14 protein-coding genes are annotated in these 17,887 nt (G+C 53.0%); 4 read left to right on the plus strand and 10 right to left on the minus strand.

The features are described 5' to 3' along the window. Positions 1–2 precede the first annotated feature (2 nt). From RGQ30_RS12840 to RGQ30_RS12885, 10 genes are all read right to left on the minus strand, one after another. Positions 3–1,637, minus strand: coding sequence for a chemotaxis protein CheW (locus RGQ30_RS12840; RefSeq protein ID WP_130557845.1), 1,635 nt, complete (start codon positions 1,635–1,637; stop codon positions 3–5). Positions 1,638–1,663: 26 nt separating this feature from the next. After that, positions 1,664–3,583 carry a methyl-accepting chemotaxis protein gene (locus RGQ30_RS12845; RefSeq protein WP_130557844.1) on the minus strand — a complete coding sequence of 640 codons (1,920 nt, stop codon included), beginning with the start codon at positions 3,581–3,583 and terminating at the stop codon, positions 1,664–1,666. 324 nt (positions 3,584–3,907) lie between these two features. Then, on the minus strand, positions 3,908–4,561 hold the full coding sequence (locus RGQ30_RS12850) for a peroxiredoxin (protein WP_130557843.1): 654 nt from the start codon (positions 4,559–4,561) through the stop codon (positions 3,908–3,910). A 50-nt stretch (positions 4,562–4,611) separates the two neighbouring features. After that, positions 4,612–6,297, minus strand: a complete 1,686-nt coding sequence (locus tag RGQ30_RS12855) for a sulfatase-like hydrolase/transferase (RefSeq protein WP_130557842.1) — start codon at positions 6,295–6,297, stop codon at positions 4,612–4,614. Beyond that, entirely contained in the window at positions 6,294–8,891 is a 2,598-nt protein-coding gene (locus RGQ30_RS12860; protein WP_130557841.1) for a glycosyltransferase family 2 protein, read from the minus strand. Before RGQ30_RS12860 ends, RGQ30_RS12855 begins: the two co-directional genes overlap by 4 nt. A 228-nt stretch (positions 8,892–9,119) precedes the next feature. Then, complete coding sequence (locus RGQ30_RS12865; protein ID WP_130557840.1) at positions 9,120–9,332, minus strand: hypothetical protein; 213 nt, start codon at positions 9,330–9,332, stop codon at positions 9,120–9,122. Positions 9,333–9,347: 15 nt separating this feature from the next. Continuing rightward, positions 9,348–11,021, minus strand: coding sequence for an MFS transporter (locus tag RGQ30_RS12870; protein ID WP_338284486.1), 1,674 nt, complete (start codon positions 11,019–11,021; stop codon positions 9,348–9,350). Between the two features lie 307 nt (positions 11,022–11,328). After that, complete coding sequence (locus tag RGQ30_RS12875; RefSeq protein WP_338284487.1) at positions 11,329–12,207, minus strand: alpha/beta fold hydrolase; 879 nt, start codon at positions 12,205–12,207, stop codon at positions 11,329–11,331. Further along, positions 12,204–13,178 carry a hypothetical protein gene (locus RGQ30_RS12880; RefSeq protein ID WP_130557838.1) on the minus strand — a complete coding sequence of 325 codons (975 nt, stop codon included), beginning with the start codon at positions 13,176–13,178 and terminating at the stop codon, positions 12,204–12,206. Before RGQ30_RS12880 ends, RGQ30_RS12875 begins: the two co-directional genes overlap by 4 nt. Before the next feature lie 175 nt (positions 13,179–13,353). Continuing rightward, positions 13,354–14,442: a calcium/sodium antiporter gene (locus RGQ30_RS12885; RefSeq protein WP_298216729.1), complete on the minus strand. Its 1,089-nt coding sequence runs from the start codon at positions 14,440–14,442 to the stop codon at positions 13,354–13,356. Between the two features lie 120 nt (positions 14,443–14,562). Between RGQ30_RS12885 and RGQ30_RS12890 the strand changes: the two genes are divergently transcribed. The 4 genes from RGQ30_RS12890 (at position 14,563) to RGQ30_RS12905 (ending at position 17,848) form a co-directional block, all read left to right on the plus strand. Beyond that, entirely contained in the window at positions 14,563–14,940 is a 378-nt protein-coding gene (locus RGQ30_RS12890) for a hypothetical protein (protein WP_130557837.1), read from the plus strand. Between the two features lie 101 nt (positions 14,941–15,041). Next, positions 15,042–15,848, plus strand: coding sequence for a DUF547 domain-containing protein (locus RGQ30_RS12895; protein WP_130557836.1), 807 nt, complete (start codon positions 15,042–15,044; stop codon positions 15,846–15,848). Between the two features lie 15 nt (positions 15,849–15,863). Then, positions 15,864–17,222, plus strand: a complete 1,359-nt coding sequence (locus RGQ30_RS12900) for an ATP-grasp domain-containing protein (protein WP_130557835.1) — start codon at positions 15,864–15,866, stop codon at positions 17,220–17,222. A 32-nt stretch (positions 17,223–17,254) separates the two neighbouring features. Next, on the plus strand, positions 17,255–17,848 hold the full coding sequence (locus RGQ30_RS12905) for a YHS domain-containing (seleno)protein (RefSeq protein WP_338284488.1): 594 nt from the start codon (positions 17,255–17,257) through the stop codon (positions 17,846–17,848). Positions 17,849–17,887: the final 39 nt, after the last annotated feature.

Below are 17,887 nucleotides of genomic sequence, written 5' to 3' on the forward strand. Positions count from 1 at the left end.
CCTCAGCTCAATACTGGCTCGTCAAAGGTTTGCGCAGCGGGGTCAAACTGGCAGTTTTCAGACATCTCAAGCGGTGTTTCAAACTCAACCGATTGTTTGTTGCTGGCTTGCAGTGACTTGCACTCGGCACTGCTCAACAAGGCCTGTGGATCAATCAGCAGGATCATGCGCTTGGTCTCAGTGAGGTTGGCAACCTGAGGCAACAGGTTCACATCGTGCAGGCCACCTGAAGGTGTATCGGAAATGTTTTTCGGATCAAGCCTTAGCACCTCGGTGACTGAATCCACAATGAAACCAGTTCGCACGCCGTTCATCAGGTACACCATGATGCGTTGCCGGTCATGGCGCTCACCCCCTTCAATGCCCATTCGTCGGCGCTGGTCAATCACTGGCAACACACTGCCCCGCAAGTTGATGACACCTTCCAGAAAGGCAGGCGTTTGGGGAATGCGGGTCAACTGCTCCGGCACCCGCACGATTTCCTGCACCGAGTGAATGTTCACTCCGAATTCTTCGGCACCGAGTTGAAACACGACAACCTGTCCTTCGCTCTCCATGTCTTCACTTTCCTCTTGATTGCAAGGCTGGCTTGCCGATTGAGCTTCGAATCCGGTGCCATGACCCAGGCTTTGAATGGCGGCACTGGTGTAGTCCACCAGGCTGTCAATTTCAAGAATGGACACCAGGCGCTTGCCATCCTCCAGCCTGCACATGGACTGCACATGGCGCACAGCGCGCGAATTGTTGAACAGGGCAGGCACAGGTTCCTGCACAGACCTGGAAACCCTGAGAACTTCGTTGACACGGTCCATCACCACACCCACAGAACTGCCACCGGGTAGTTGCAACACCACCACCCTGTGGTGTTCCTGAAGCGCCAGTGTTTCCAGCCCGAACAGGGCCCGTAAACTGAGCAGCGGCAACAAACGGGCGCGAAGCACCATCACACCCAACACGGCCGCGTGGGCATGGGGCAAGGTGGTGAAATCGGTGGGGGCCTGAACAATTTCCTGAACACGGTCAATGGGGGCGGCATATTCCTGACCGGCCACCTCAAAACTCACCAGCTGCAATTCGTCCAGATTGCTGTCTTCGTCTGCAGCATCAGCCATGGCATTGAAGTCACTCGCAGGCCCATTGCCACTCGGCCTTTCCTGGCTTGCGTGGGTTTGAACAAGACGCTCTACATCGAGCAACAGGGTCAACTCTTTTTCCTGGCGAATGACACCGGCCAGCCACTCGGTGTTGCTGATTTCATCTTCTTGCTGAATGGCGTCGACCTGTTCCGGAGAAATGGTGACCACTGCATGCACCCGGTCAACCATCAAACCAACAGAGGTGCCGATGCGCAATACCAGCACGCGTGACGCCTCCGAGACTTCAATAGCGGGCATACCCATCATGGTTCTGCATTGAAACACAGGCAGCACCCGCCCCCGAAGATTGGCCAGCCCAGTCAGGTGACTACTGGCCAGGGGAACGCGCACCGTGGCTGGCACGCGAACAATTTCCTGCACGCATTCCATGGGCACTGCAAATCGTTCATCTCCCAGAGAGAAGGTCACAATCTGTGGACCGTCTGCTCCGTATTCTTCAATCTCAACCCCTTCTTCTACCGAATCATTTGTATTCGTCATGGCAAGCTCCTGAGGTGGGGATCCGATCAAACCGACTGCAACTCATCAGCCAGCGACGCGATTTCCTCAATTGCCGCGGACAGTTCTTCCGCACCCTGTGACTGCTGGCGTGCAGCCGCAGCAGATTCCGTGGCAGCCTTCTCCGCCTGCGAGGCAGCAGAAGACACCTGCTCAACACCTGTCTTGATTTGAGCCACAGCCGACACCATGTCACCCGCCATGCCCACAAGCTCTTTGTTGCCCTGTTCCAGCGTGGCCACATCGGCCTCAATCAAGACCAGGTTCTGTGAAATGGTCCGGGTTTTTTCGACCTCGACGGTTGCAGAACTCAGGATTTCCTGCAGGTCGCGCGCCACGGTGCCGATCTGTTCCTGAATGGAACGGACCATGTCCTTGATGCGGTCTGCATTCTCGGCAGAATCATGGGCCAGGTTTCGAATGTCTGTAGCCACCACAACGAAACCCTTGCCAAACTCGCCAGCACGTGCCGCTTCAACTGCCCCGTTGACCGCAAGCATGTTGGTCTGGATGGACACGGTCGTGATGCTGTCCACGATCTTGTCGATGCGTCGGGACACCACTTCAAGTGCTTTCATTTGCTGCATGCTTTGGCGCGTGGCCACCAGCGAGGTTTCAATTCCGCTGATCAAACCCAGTACACCCTGCTTGTTTTCAGTCAGCATGTCTTTGACCACCACCACACGCTTCAAGGCCTCTTCAGCCCGCTGACTGGCCAATTCAATGCCGCGCTCAATCTGGCCAATCGCAGCAGCACTTTCCGCACTGGCTGCGGCCTGGCTTTGTGCACCCTTTCGGATTTGCTCGATTGCAACCATGATTTGTGACGAAGCGCGGGTAATTTCCTGCACCGCCGAGGACAACTCCTCTGCAGCAGAGGCGACATCTTCCGCACTTTTTGCAATGTCGGTACTGGTTCTCAACTCGTCTGCAATTTCAGACAAACTTGAAGATGCCTGGTCAGCTTGGGACAATGCAACGGTTTGCTCATTCACGGTTTTGGCTGACTCTTCACTGGCCGAGCTTTGTTCCTCGGCGGCGGCGGCAATGGCCTCGGCAGCTTGTAACGCCATCTGGGACGATCTGGAAGATTGCTGAGCCGCCACCATGATTTCCTGCGCACCCTCCATCACCAACTGAACGTCGCGTGAAATCGCGGACATTTTTTCCACCACCGTTTTTCCACGAATCGCCTCGTTGCGAATGGCTTCCGACGAGGTGTTGATGCCCAGGGCAATTGCCTGCACCTCGCCTTGTATCTGGGTCACCAGGTTCTGGATATCGCGGGCACTGCGTTCTGAAGTTTCGGCCAGGGTTCGCACCTCATCAGCAACAACTGCAAAACCTTTGCCGTGCTTGCCTGCCCGTGCAGCTTCAATAGCCGCATTCAGCGCTAACAAATTGGTTTGGTCCGCGATACGTGCAACCGCTTTGACAATGTCGCCAATGTTGGATGCCTGGCGCTCCAGTTCACCCACCATGGCCACACTGGTGCCCTGGCGTTGGGAAGCGACTTCAATGCTGCTAACAGTGGAAAGCACTTCAGTACCAATTCGGCTGGCCATGGACTGAACAGCCAAACCCCGTTCAGAAGCAAGCTGCGAGTTTTGCAACTGTTTTTCAACGGATGTGGACAGCAGGTGAATGGCGCGCAGACTTTCCTGCGCAGCACCCGCAGCCTCTTCTGCACTCGCAGAAATTTCATCTGTGGCGCGTTTCAGTTCTTCGCAGGCCGAGGACGCCTCGGTAATGCCGCTGGCCAATTGGCTGGTGGCACTGGCAATTCGCTCTGCCGCCTGTTGCTTCTTGGCCAGGGTTCTGGCCTTTCGTCGCTGTGCTTCTGCTTCGCGTTGAACAGTTGTTGACACACCTGCTTCGGCAAGTGGGGAATGAGAAGAAATTGTTGAGGATTTTTTTAGCAAAGGCATTCATGTCTCCCTGGACGACTTATGGATCGAAAGTCCCTGGAGTGTGTAACGTCTACCTTTATTTATTACTTGAGAGCCAATAGGTAATAGATTGTGAAATATTTATACTGTTTAACAATTGACATTCTGAAGCTGAAAAAACCTAGCCAATCCTCCTGATCAAGGTCCGTTACAAAACTTCCAACCACTTACCTTGAGCACCCTATATTCGCGTCAAACTGCGGCTCTGAATCAACTGCGAAACAGTTTTGACAGAGCGAAATAATCGGGTGCTGCTTTTCAGCTGCACCCGATTCACGACCCATTATTTCAAGAAAAGGAAAATCAGTAAGGCATTTTGGTGGTGCGCAAGTAAGGCAACTTGATGTCAATATTGCCGAACTTTGTCTTGGCCTGCTCGTCGTTGAGGGAAAGCGCCACAATCACATCCTGACCATGCACCCAATTGGCAGGTGTTGCAATCGGCTTGCTATAAGTGGCCTGCAGTGCATCCAGTGCCCTGAGCACCTCAGCAAAATTTCGGCCCACCGACATGGGGTAGGTCATGGACAGTTGCAGCTTTTTATCAGGACTGATGATAAACACCACGCGCACGCTGGCGGAATCTGCCGCAGTGCGGCCATCAGGCAGGTAGGCGTTGGCAGGCAACATGTCCAGTGCCTTGGACACCACCAGCGAATCATCGGCGATGATGGGGAATGTCGCTGTTGCACCAGAGAAGGATTCGATGTCGCGTTTCCAGGCCTTGTGCTCCTCGACACCATCCACCGACAAACCAATCACTTTGGTACCACGTTTTTTCCATTCTTCCGCCAATTGCGCCACAGCACCAAACTCGGTGGTACACACGGGCGTGAAATCTTTTGGGTGGCTAAACAGGATAGTCCAGCTGTCACCAATAAAATCATGCAAGCTGAAAGTGCCCTGATCGGTATTCAGTGTCAGGTCAGGTACCACATCATTGATTCTCAAACCCATCGCATTCTCCTTGTCAAATGGTACTCAGGCCGTATTCAGTCGCGGCAAAGTCAGTCGCCAAATCCTTTCAACAGAGTACCAGTCAACTGGTACAAATCGCCCAGCGGCTTTCGTTGTGCCGGTGTCAGGCCGTCAGTGAAACCCATGGCGCGAAAACGGTCCAGCAACTGCGTGTCTTTTGACACCACAAACACTGGCACATCCCAGGGTGTGGGCTCGCGTGAAACACTGCCTGTGGGCTGATGATCACCAATCATCACGTAAACAGACTCACGTGGTTCGGGCTGCGCAAAATAGCCGGCCAGCCAGGTGTGGGTGTAATTGATGGTGCGCAGATAATCCGGTTTCATGTATTCCCAGCTCACCGGTTCGGCTTGCGCCCGTGCAGCTTCGGCCTTGTCAAAGGGCTCAGGCCCAAGTAACTTTTGCCAATCGGGCTGGTAAGGCGGCACCTGGTGAAATGGGAAATGGCTGGAAATGGTCGGGAAAAAGGTAAACCTTGGCTTGGCCTTTTCATCGCGGGGGTAGAGTTGTTCCAAGCGTGCGGCTGCAAATTGATCCGGTATTTTCCAGAATCCGAAAGCAGGCCCCTGGTAGCCCAGCGCGGGGCCATCTATATATCGGTCGTAGCTGTAAAACGCGCGTTCCACCCATTCCCAGCCCACAGAATGATACAGCCCGAAGGTTTCGTAGCCCTCGCGCTCGAACACGTCCGTCAAGGTACGCCGCTGGGTGGTCAACAACACGTCGTGCTTTCTCGAATCCTTCAGGTCGATTCCGGAGAGCACCGACAAGTGCGCCAAATCACTGGCCCCGCCAATGGTGGGCGACACGTAAAAAGCCGACACCACCTGACGTCCACTGGCGAGAATTGCTTTCTCCAGTTCTGCGCGTGTGTCCGCCACCGCTTTTGATGAATCAGCCTGGTCATACAGAACGGCCCCGTACGTTTCCAGAAACATCAGGTTCACATCGCGCTGTTTCAGGCCGGCCAGCAATTGGCCCTGCGGCTTGGCCAGGGCTTCATCCACCACGGTGGTGGCAGGCAGCAGCAAGGCTGCGCGTGAAGGGGTGAGGATGTCCCGCAGCTTCGTGGCTTCTTTCCAATAAACCGGCACCACCGCCTTGGACACAAAAGTCGGCTTTTCAGGGTCTTCTGAATAATTGCTCACCACCACAACGCCCAACAGGGCAAACAAGGCCCAGAGCCAAGCCCGTTTTGCCACAGGCTCAAGCCCGGTGGAAACCGTACTCATGGCCATCATCAACAGGTGATGAGCGCCCCAAACCAGCAAAAGAACAGCGCCTACAGCCGGAGCACTGAGCCACAGTGGAAAACCCTGCGCAGTTACCCACAGGAAACGGGGCAATTCAGGAACATCCCAATACAGGTTCACCGGACGGCCGAGCAGATTCGGCACCACCACATCCGCATAACGGCCTACAACCATCAACAGGTAGATTGCAGCCAGTATGCCCAGGGCCCTGAAAGACGGCTTTCCAAACAGTGCCACCCAAGCCGCCAGTACCATCACCAGGCACAAAAACTCGGGTGCAATACCCAGCTTGGGCAACACATACACGGTCGGCCAAATCGCGGAAAAACACAAAGTTGAATTCAGAAAAATCAAGGCAAGGGCGAGCCGCCCCGCCAATCGCCAAAATGAAATCCTGTCAAGCTGTCGCCACACTTGGGCCTTGCTATCCAAAAACGTCAACTTGTTGGCCACACTCATGCTGTTTTTTCCTGACTTTGCACACTGTCCCGGTTCGGTGCCGTGCTGAGAACAGACACGACAAGGGAGGACAGGAAAGGCAAACTTTGCGACACCAGAACAAGACACCATGCCATGTTCTCTCGCGAGTCAAAACCCAGCTGAAAATAAATCAGCCCCACCCCACACAACAACATCAAGGCCAGAATGGATTCATCCCGCGCGGCATTGAATGCCTGCAACACGGCCAGGTTACTGGCCATTTTCGGAGTGCGAATGAATGCAATTTTTCGCCCCACGAACAAGCCCGACAATGTAGCCCGGCCAATGACGTAACTCAGCGACAAGCCTGCCAGTGTAGCCGCCAATGCGGTTTTGAAATTGGCCTTGACCTGAACCAGGTACAGCGTGAACAGCTTGGTGATCTTGAAAGCAAAAAACAGGATAGGCACCACGCTGATTAACAGCGGGGGCGCATTAAATGCGATTGGGTTGAACAGCATCAAACCCGACCACAACACTGCGAGCAAGGTGAACACCAGGTTAAACCCGTCGGCAATCCAAGGCAGCCAGCCCGACACAAAGTGATATCGCTGTCCCCGGGTTAACTTGCTGTCACGAAATCCGGTCAACTGGCCGGCATGCGATCTCAGAATCTGCATGGCCCCATATGCCCAGCGATGGCGCTGCTTTTTGTAATCAGTGAAATTGTCGGGCATGACACCACGGCCATAACTTTGATCGATATAAACCGCTTCATGGCCTTGTTCAAAAATACGCAAGCCCAACTCGGTGTCCTCTGTGATCGTGTCAACACCCCAGCGACCAACCTCTTCCAGTACGCTGCGTCGAACCATGGTCATGGTTCCGTGCTGAATAATCGCATTGCGCTCGTTTCGGGTCACCATGCCCAAATGAAAGAACCCTTTGTACTCGGCATGGCAAATTGACTTGAAGATGTTTTCCGAACCATCCCTGTAGTCTTGCGGTGCTTGCACAATGGCAATTTCAGGCTTCTCGAACTGAGGGGCAAGTTCACTGAGCCAATTCGGCTGAACCCGGTAATCCGCATCAATTACCGCCACCACTTCTGCCCTTGCACAGGTTTGCTCCAGCGCATAGTTCAAGGCACCCGCCTTGTAACCGCTCAAAGGCTTCACATGGAAAAAACGGAAACGCTCACCCAATTGTGCGCAGTGGGCCTGAACGGGTCGCCACGTGGATTCACAGGCCGTGTTGTTGTCCACCACAATCACTTCAAAATTCGGATAATCAAGCCGTGCCAGCGCATTGAGCGTGTCAATCAGCATTTCCGGCGGTTCTTCGTAGGCCGGTACGTGAATCGACACAAAGGGCTGAAATCGGGATTCAGACTGGGACGCTGCGACAGACAGGGGCGACAACAACCGACGCCTGTTTCGATACCACATTGATTCTGCCCATTCATGGGCCTCGGACATCACAATGACAAACACACCCACCACGCCGAGCAACAGCACCACCGAAATCGCCACACTGGCCCAGGTGTGATATTCAAGCGTGAAATCGTAAATCACGTAAATGATCAGGGACGACACCGCAAACGCATTGAAAATCAGAAAGGTACGACCGCTGTCGCGAAGCGCTGCACTGTCAATCAACAGCAACACAGTCATCAGCAAGGCCACCACAATGGATGCTGCAGCAAGCAACTTCCACTGCGGAATCGCAATGATGGGGCTGTCGGTTGCGAATTTGGCATCGCGAAATGAATCAAACACGCCCCAATGACCGCCCACACTGCCTTCAAGGTCAGACTTCCAGGGCTGGTCAAATGCCTCCATGATGTAAAACACAATCGATTCCTGCTCCGCACGCTGAATGAAGCGACGCAAAAACTTGGCTTGATTGGCTTGCGAAGCAACAGCCTGCTTGATGGATCGACCATTGCTGGGCCAACCCACCTCGGTGACTACAATGGGCTTGCCAGGAAAGGTTTTCTGTAACTGCCGGTAGGTATTGATCGAAAAATCAACGGCATCGTCCAGCGCAATGCCCTCCCAAAATGGCAACAAATGCACCGCCAGGTAGTCGACATGATTCGCGAGTTCAGGGTTTTTAAGCCAGACATGCCAAGGTTCAGCAGTACTGACGGGAATGTCTGTTGCAGCCCGTACAGTGTCCAGGTAGGCGGTGAGTTGCTGCACGCCAAGGTCTTCGCGCAACAAAACCTCGTTGCCCACGATCAGGCGGATGACGTTATTGGAGGGGCTTTGAGCAACCTCCAGCAATCGCTCAACTTCTGTGGCATTGGCAAGCAGATCCGGACTTAACCAGGCTCCCAAAGCGACGTTGATGTCATGCGCAGCTGCCAATGCAGGGATTTCTCCGAACTGCCCTTCAACCGTGTAAGTGCGAATGGCCCGGGTTTTTCCAGCCAGCAATGACAGGTCCTGATTGATTTCCTCAACGGTGGGCTCAACATTCTCAATCGGGCTTTGCCCGGCCTGATAAGGTGAAAATGCAAAACCAGGAACAACCTGGGTCCACGGTGGTTCTTGCGCAGGCTGGTTGGTGTAACCATACCCCCCCACAACCAGCAACACGAACGCAAACATGGCAAATACGGAGGGCATGGGCTACAACTCTAGAGGCGACTTGATCAATTCAGGAAGGCAACTTAACGCAAACAGGGGACACCACGTTTACGCGCCCAATGGCTCAAGCGTTTGGGCCGCGGCGGACATGTGTCCCAAAGCCAGCTGATTATGACGTGAATTTTACATTCGTGCGAACCTTGCGCGCACAAAAAAGGGCCGACTTGCGTCGGCCCCAATCGTACCCCAAACGAGTCAGGTACTTGCTTATTTGCTGTCGGCCGGGGCCACCGCTGCGGGCGGCGTTTGCTCGGCAACAGCACCTGAAGTAGGTACTGCCTGGCTAGGTGCAGCATTCTCGTGCGGTGTGTCACCACCGCCGTGCTGTTCTCCGGCCATGTTCAGGTTGTCACCCCCTTGCATGATCACGAACATTGACAAACCTGCGAACAGCAAGAAAGCAACAATCAACTTCCACATAAACAAACTCCTGAATTAGTCGTCTTTAAAAATATCTACATCTTTGGTTTCGCGCACGAAGAGCAAACCAATTACAAACGTACCGGCAGCAATAATGATCGGGTACCACAAGCCGTAGAACATGTTGCCGTTCTGAGCCACCATCGCAAAAGCGATTGTAGGCATCAAACCACCGAACCATCCGTTACCGATGTGGTAAGGCAAGCTCATTGATGTGTAACGGATACGTGTCGGGAACAACTCCACAAGCATCGCAGCAATCGGGCCGTAAACCATGGTCACGTAAAGCACCAACACGCTCAGGATCAGAATGATCTGCAGCTTGTTGATACGTGCTGGATCGGCTTTGGCTGGGTAGCCTGCTTCACCCAATGCGGCCTTCACCTCTGCCTTGAACGCATCAATTGCAGCTTTGGAAGCATCATCAAACTTGCCGGCAACCACGTTGCCCACAGGTGCCGTGATCAGCTTTTCACCAATTTGAACGGTGGCTGGACCAGCAACTGTTGCAGTCACGTTTTCATAGCTGACAGAGTTCTGTGCCAAAAAGCGCTTTGCGATATCACAAGATTTCTTGAAGTCGATTTCACGTGCAACAGGGTTGCCCTGGAAGGAGCAATCGCCAGCAGCTGCGGTCACAACAATCTTGTTCTTCGCTTGAGCTTCGGCCAAGGCTGGGTTGGCAGCGTTGGTCAAGGCATTGAACAGAGGGAAGTAAGTCAAACAAGCCAGCAACAAACCAGCCAGGATGATTGGCTTGCGACCGATCTTGTCAGACAAAGTACCGAACACCACGAAGAACGGTGTACCGATCAGCAGCGATGCAGCAACCAGGATGTTGGCAGTTGAACCATCCACCTTCAATACGCTGGTCAAGAAGAACAACGCGTAAAACTGACCTGAATACCAGACCACGGCTTGACCTGCAACCAGGCCAAACAGCGCCAGCAATACCACTTTCAGGTTTTTCCACTGACCGAAAGACTCGGTCAAGGGCGCCTTGGATGTTTTACCTTCTTCTTTCATTTTCTTGAAAGCAGGCGATTCATTCATGGTCAAACGGATCCACACGGAAATACCGAGCAACACGATGGACAGAATGAACGGAACGCGCCAGCCCCAATCAGCGAAGGCTTCTTCACCGATCAATGTACGGGTGCCCAAAATCACGATCAGTGACAGGAACAGGCCCAAGGTCGCAGTTGTTTGAATCCAGGCAGTGTAAGCACCACGCTTTCCATTCGGTGCATGTTCAGCCACATAAGTTGCAGCGCCACCGTATTCACCACCCAGCGCAAGACCCTGCAACATTCGAAGCACGATCAAAATAATCGGAGCTGCAACTCCGATACTTGCATAAGTCGGCAGAATACCCACAATGAATGTCGAACCGCCCATGATCAGAATCGTGACCAGGAAGGTATACTTGCGACCAATCATGTCACCCAAGCGACCAAACACCAAGGCGCCAAAAGGACGAACGATAAAGCCTGCGGCAAAAGCCAACAACGCAAAAATGAAACCGGATGTGGGATCTAGTCCCGAGAAGAACTGCTTGGCAATGATTGCTGCCAATGAACCGTACAGGTAAAAATCGTACCACTCAAATACCGTGCCCAAGGATGAGGCGAAGATCACTTTGCGTTCTTCACCGGTCATTGGGCGAGCTGCTTCTTTTGTACTCGCCATCTTGAATGTCCCCATTGTCGTAATAATTGCTCATTCATTGATTTGAATGATGTAAGGACTATGGGGTTGTTATCTGACTATTTTCTGACGAAGAGAGGCGCATGTATGAACAATTGTTAAATGACCAAACAATAAACAATTTTTCACATTTAACAATTAATGATGCATTTCAAGACACAGTCTCCCTCAAAGAGGCCTGCAACACGTAGTCCTTGATTGTGCTGTCGCCCCAGTCTTCACCCACAACGATCAGGGCGTAACGCATTGCCGTGCGTGAACAGGACATTGCGAATCACCCTGCTGCTTTCTAGGCCAAGTGGTGAAGAAGTTCTTTGAGTACTGCATCGGGCTGCTCAGCCTGCAGAAAATGCCCACAATTGTCTATCAACTCAACACGTATGCCTTTTGGAAAACAGGATGGCTCAACCATGGCCTGCAAAAGCCCGGCCTGCATGCAGCCATCCCTGACGCCGGCCATGGCCAGCACCGGCACATTCAACTTTTGTCGGGACAAGGCATACATTGACCTTGTACTTGCCCTGTGCACAGTGAACAGGGCACGGTAATACCTTGTTGCGGCCCAAGCCACGCGCACATCTGAAAATGCGTGCAGCACCGGGTCAAAATCGGTATCTGTAAATGCCCACCCCGGCGACCATTGTGTCCACAATTCACGAAGGCGTGCGCAATCATCGATCATGACTTTTGCCGGGGCCTTCGTCGACTGCATTTCAAGCATGTAAGCCGACATGCGCATCTGTCGCGGCAACAGGCGCCAGGCCCGTTCAACTTTCTGAAATGGGGGTATGGCCAAAAGGGACAATGTTTTCCATGCAGAGGCATTCGTGGCCACAGCCGCCATGCCTGCAACAGCGCCCCAGTCGTGACCAACCAGGTGTACAGGCTGACCGGCAAACTGGTCTCGCCAAGCCAGCAAATCCAGCCCGGCGGTAAACGCATCGTACTGGGCACCCAAGTGAACCGATTCAGGCGTATATCCCCTCAGCCAAGGCCGCACGACTCGATAGCCTGCGCGAACCAAGCCATCTCCCACGGCATCCCAACTGTGCGGAGTATCCGGAAACCCGTGAACGAGCAGGGCGACAGGCCCATCTGCGGGGCCAGAAACCAAAGCCCGCAATAATAGCGGGCCTTGTTTCAAATCAATTGTTTGCGAATGGTTCAAAATAGCCTGCTGAAGTTTCCCCGGAAAAACGCTTCAAGACGGAAGGTCAACGCCACATAAGGATCAAGGTTGCCTTCGGTTGGAAAATGAATTTCGGGAACGATGTCCATGAACAATATGTTTTTGTGAATATCGCGGCGGTAGTAAGCTTGCAACACATAATCCTTGATTGTGTTCTCGCCTCGATCTTCACCCACGACGATTAAAGCATATCGCAGCGCAGTGCGTGAATCGATCACGCGGTTGATCTCGGCAGTCTGGGAAAACACGGCGGAATCCCTACGCTCCTCAAAGTCCACGTAAGTTTGAAAACGCAAGGTGCGATCTTCATCAATAGGCCTGTTGACGTCGAAATTGGTACGTACCTGCAATCCACGCTGGTTAAACTGGGTCACACGGCTGAGTGAGTTAATCTGCCACTTGCTTTCACTGAAATTCCATTGCCGTGCAGCGGAGTACCTGACATAGGGATCAAGTGGGGCACCGAACTTGACGCCCAAACCCAAGCCCTGAACCCAGGCTTCGCTGGGGTCTTTCGAAGAACGTTGCTCCAGACCAATTGCAGAGTTGTTGGTGTCAAAACGCTGACCACCGCGGACCTCTCGAATACCTTGTTCAGATAACCGGCCCAAGGGCTCTTCGATGTCACTCTCGATAATCAGGCGAAGCCTTTTTTTGGTGGTCGGCATGTCAACCCTGAAACGCACACTTGGATCCAGCTTGGAATCCCCGGGTTGCAAGAGGGTATCCAGTGCAACGCGGAGAAAAGACTGGTTCTCCACAAACAAACTGTCTTCAGTTCCAAAAAACTGGTCCAGTTTGCGCGCAGTGTTGTCAACAATGCGAGTCAAGTCGTAATGCACCGGCTCAAATCGGTCCTGAAGCCACACGGGCAAATCACTTTCACCGTGGGGTACGGCAGCTTGTAACAACATGGGCTGCCACGCCAACATCACAACGATGGCCGTCACCAAAAAACTCCGACTTTTCTGTGCACTCCTGCACAACAAGTTGTTATTCAAAGTAGTCTCCCTGACAGGCTGCAAAGCGGACTGACATTCAACTTCAATGTACGCCTTTAAAACTGGCGGTGTAAGTCCCTGAGTTTGGCGATAAGATCAATAAAAATCATTCAGTTCATGACATTCATGTTGCTGCCTGCGACTTGCCCCTCAACACACTGACCACCAGCGTAATTACGGTAATCGGCACCACAAAGCTCAGCATGGTGTTGGAATAAAGATCAAGCGCGTCATGCCCCTGGGCATTCAGAACCAGGTAAACCACGTAGGCTGTGTAGTAGGCCAAAAACACTGCACCCTCCCAGCGTGCAATTTCGCGACCCGTCAGGAAAATAGGCAAACAGGCGAAAGCCACTGCGAGCATCACCCACATGTCAAACGCCATGATCGATGACGCGACCTGCAAGCCGGCAGGTAGGGCGACCAAACTGGCCAGGCCCAAACAAGCAAGTATGTTGAAGGTACAACTGCCAACGACATTGCCCACCGCAATGTCGCGCTCACCTTTCAGGGCGGCAGCCACCGACGTGGCCACTTCGGGCAGCGAAGTGCCCGCTGAAACAATCGTCAAGGCAATCACCACATCGCTCACGCCCATTACCTTCGCAAACTCAACCGCAGAACCCACCAGCCAATCAGACCCCACTACCAACAAAAACAAGCCAAAGGAAATCAAACCCAGTTGGGCTGGCCAGCGGGAATCCCAGGCGCCGGGTTTTGCAGGCTGATTTTCAACGTCAAACTCGGTATTGCCTGCCTGGGCCTGGCTGCGTGACTGAATGACCAGAAACGCGGTGTAGGCCACCATCAAAACAACCAGAATGGCGCCATCAATCCAGGAAAGAACACCATCCAGACTAAGCAACAACAGCAAAACCGAGGCACCGATCATGATGGGCACCTCTTGACGTATCAATTGAAGATTGACAATCAAAGGGGCGATCAAGGCACTGACGCCCAAGATAAACAACACATTGAAAATATTGCTGCCCACCACATTGCCAACCGCAATGTCGGTGGTGCCCTCAAGCGCAGCGCCCACTGAGACCGCAACTTCGGGCGCACTGGTGCCAAACGCCACCACAGTCAAGCCCACTACCAACGGCGAAATGCCAAATGAAAAAGCAAGTTTGGATGCCCCCCGAACCAGCGAGTTGGCCCCCAACACCAGTAGAACGAGCCCCAAACCAAAAAAAACTGCAGTACTCAACATGTCGTTTTGCCCTTTGCGTGTTCAACAACCCCATTGTGAGGGATAAAAAATTCAATAATTTCTCACCTGAACGGGTTTTCTCGTAGGATTCGGACATTACAGCCAGATCCAGATTGCAGCATGAAACCCGTCATATTCTGCCTTGAAGACTTTGAAATGCACCGTTTTGTACTGGAAACCCATCTCAACAGACTTTTGCAAAACAAGGCTGAGGTTCGCTACTTTCGCAGCCTCGGCCAATTGAAAGCCTCGGGCAGCACCTGCCAACTCTTGATCTCCGACCTCAACGTAGGAGACTCCAAAGCAGAAAACACCGCCAAATTTCTGTTGCAGTATTCCGAACACACACCGGTCATCATTCAATCTTCCGACCCAATATTGCCAGAACAACTTGAACTACAGGCGCCCGGCCGCATACAGGCCGCCGAAAAAGGTGGTCAGGGTCAACGCTTCAAAGAAGCCATCGAAGAATTCATCTCGAAAATCGCGGTCACCTGACCGACCCAGCGGACCATTGAACCGCAATGGCCTTCAAAGCGGGTTGAACCAGTCGGCAAACTGTACACTCCAAGGTGAATCGCAACATCACCGGAGTTCTCATGTTGAAAGTATTGGTAAAAATGACCGCGTTGCTCCTGTTTGGCTGGAGCCAGGCAGGCTTTGCTGCCAGCGTGGACCAAAACTATGCTGCGTGGAATTCACTACTGGAAAAACACGTCAAATGGCTGCCCGACAACAAGCAGTCTGTCGTGGACTACGATGGATTCAAAAAAGACCGTGACGCATTGAAACAGGTATTGAACGAGTGGTCGGCTTTGAGCCAAACCGAGTTCAATGCCCTGAACAAAAACCAGCAAATGGCGTTTCTGATCAACGCCTACAATGGCTTCACAGTAGAACTTGTTCTGACGAAATACCCCAACCTGAAGTCAATCAAGGACATTGGCGGCGTATTCAGCAGCCCTTGGAAGCAGGAGTTTTTCACCCTCTTGGGTAAAAAACGCAACCTGGACTGGATTGAACATGAGCAGTTACGCCCCAATTACAAGGAACCGCGAGTGCATGCTGCCGTGAACTGCGCAAGCATCGGTTGCCCGGCCCTGCGCAATGAAGCCTTCACGGCCAACAAGCTGAACGCCCAACTGGATGACGGAATGCGTCGATTTCTCAGCGACCCCAGCCGAAACCGTGTGAAAAATGGCGAATTGCAAGTCAGCCCGATTTTCAAATGGTTTGCTGAAGACTTTGAAAAAGGCCATCAGGGATTCAAAGATGTAAAAGATGTGTTTGCCAAATGGGCCAAAGACATGGGTACCACGCCAGAAATAGTCGATAGAATCGCATCCAAATCATTGCCACTTGCGTATACCGATTACAACTGGGCCCTCAATGAGGCCAAACGCTAAAAACACTGCCACCCTATGCCTCACCCAAAAACCCTGCTGCTGTTCAATTATGACTGGGACGAACTGGGTGCAAAGCGCCTGAAAGACAACTGGCCGAGCCTTGAATCCGGTTTCGATCTGTTCAGTTTCCCCAGCAACGCTCGCCTGGCCTGGTTCGATACCGAACGATTTGTCGCCAAGGCCGCGGTGTTCGCACGTTTAACGGGCGCAAAGGCTGTTACATCCAACCACGAACAGTTCGGTGCCCTGTGCGCAGCCTTGCTCGCGGAAAAAATGGGCTGGCCGGGTACCCCGGTCAAAGCCATTCTGGCCTGCCAGCACAAACTGTATGCGCGCCAGATATTGCAACAGGTCGCACCCGAAGCAAACCCAACTTTCTCCAGGCTTGATGCAGCCTATGGCGGCCCGGTGCCAAACCACATCCAATACCCGCAATTTGTTAAACCCGTGAAAGCCGCATTTTCAGTGTTGTCGCGTGTGGTGAATAACCAGCAGGAATTGCATGAACACACTCGGTTTGGTGCTTGGGAACTGTGGGTGATCAAACACCTTGTAGAACCTTTTGAACGAATTGCAAGAAAGCGCCTGCCTGAAGCAGGCACCGCACACAGCATGCTGCTGGAAGCGCCGGTCACGGGTCGGCAATACAACCTGGACGGCTATGTTTGGAAAGGGCAAGTGCGTGCTCTCGGGGTGGTGGACGAGGTGATGTACCCTGACACCGATGCGTTCATGCGCTTCGAATACCCAAGCCAACTTCGCACCACGGTACAAGCCCGTGCAGCCGACGTGGCCCGGCGTTTCTTGAACGCTGTCGGGTTTGACCATGGTTTGTTCAACATGGAGTTTTTCCATGATGAAGCCCGCGACAAAATCACCGTGATTGAATTCAACCCGCGCATGGCCTCGCAGTTTTCCGATTTGTACCTGCGGGTTGACGGGATCGATCTGCATGAAATTGCATTTGCATTGGCACACGGCATTGATCCGGCCACACTGAACCGTGCGCCAACCACCGCCGGCAGTGCAGCCAGTTTTGTGTACCGTTCATTCGACCCCAAGGCTCAGGTCGCATTTCCAACAACCGCGCAAAAAAACAGCTTCAGGGAATCCTTTCCCGACGCCCTGTTTTTCGAATACATCAAAGACTCCAAAGAACTGCAACGCGACTTCAAATGGTTGCGCAGTTACCGGTACGGCATCGTGCACCTGGGCGGCGACAACACGCAGCACCTTCGCCAGCGCTGCGAACAGGCCAGTGCCATGCTGGGCTGGACTGCGCCTTATTTGGACGCGCCGCCAGACCGTGCGCCTGAAACCCACACCACCAAACCGGAACTGTTTCTGTCAAAGCCGGTCAGTACATCCACTTGAATGACAGAACAACCTGGAGATGAATTTTGAAAATGACACGCACACACAAGCTGCTTTTTGCAGCCAGCCTGATACTAAGCCTTGGTGCCTGTTCGTCCATGAGCGCACAAAACCCGGCCAACGAATTAAGCCCCGTGAATGCAGCCCAAGCTGAAGGTGCAGACCGAGTCATGCTGTTTGGCGCTGACGTGGTGGCCTATTTCACAACAAACGCCTATGTTCAGGGATCTGCGAAATTCAGCAGCACCTACAAGGACGTTGATTTTCACTTTTCAAGCGCCGAGAACAAGGCCTTGTTTGACCAATCCCCCGAACAATACCTGCCCCAGTACGGCGGCTATTGCGCCAATGGCATCATGTTTGGTATTCCTTGGGGCGGCAACGCAACTGACTTCAAAATGGTGAACGGCAAGCTGTATATTTTCGGAGGCCAAGTGTCACAGGCCGCTTTCGAGCTTGAGCTGGACAAGAACATCGCCCTGGCCGACCAGTACTGGGAACAGGAAATCAAGGGCAACAACAGCTTTATCCAGCGGGCCAAACGACTTGTTTTGCGGGTTCCCCATTACAAAACCGGAGAAGAACAGGCCGCACAAGTGAAAGCGGCTCAGAAACCCGGCGTTTAAAACAGACACAGTTGACACAAACCACCCATCGGAGTGAAT

It is taken from the genome of Limnobacter thiooxidans (genome assembly GCF_036323495.1).
Classification (GTDB): Bacteria; Pseudomonadota; Gammaproteobacteria; order Burkholderiales; family Burkholderiaceae_B; genus Limnobacter; species Limnobacter thiooxidans.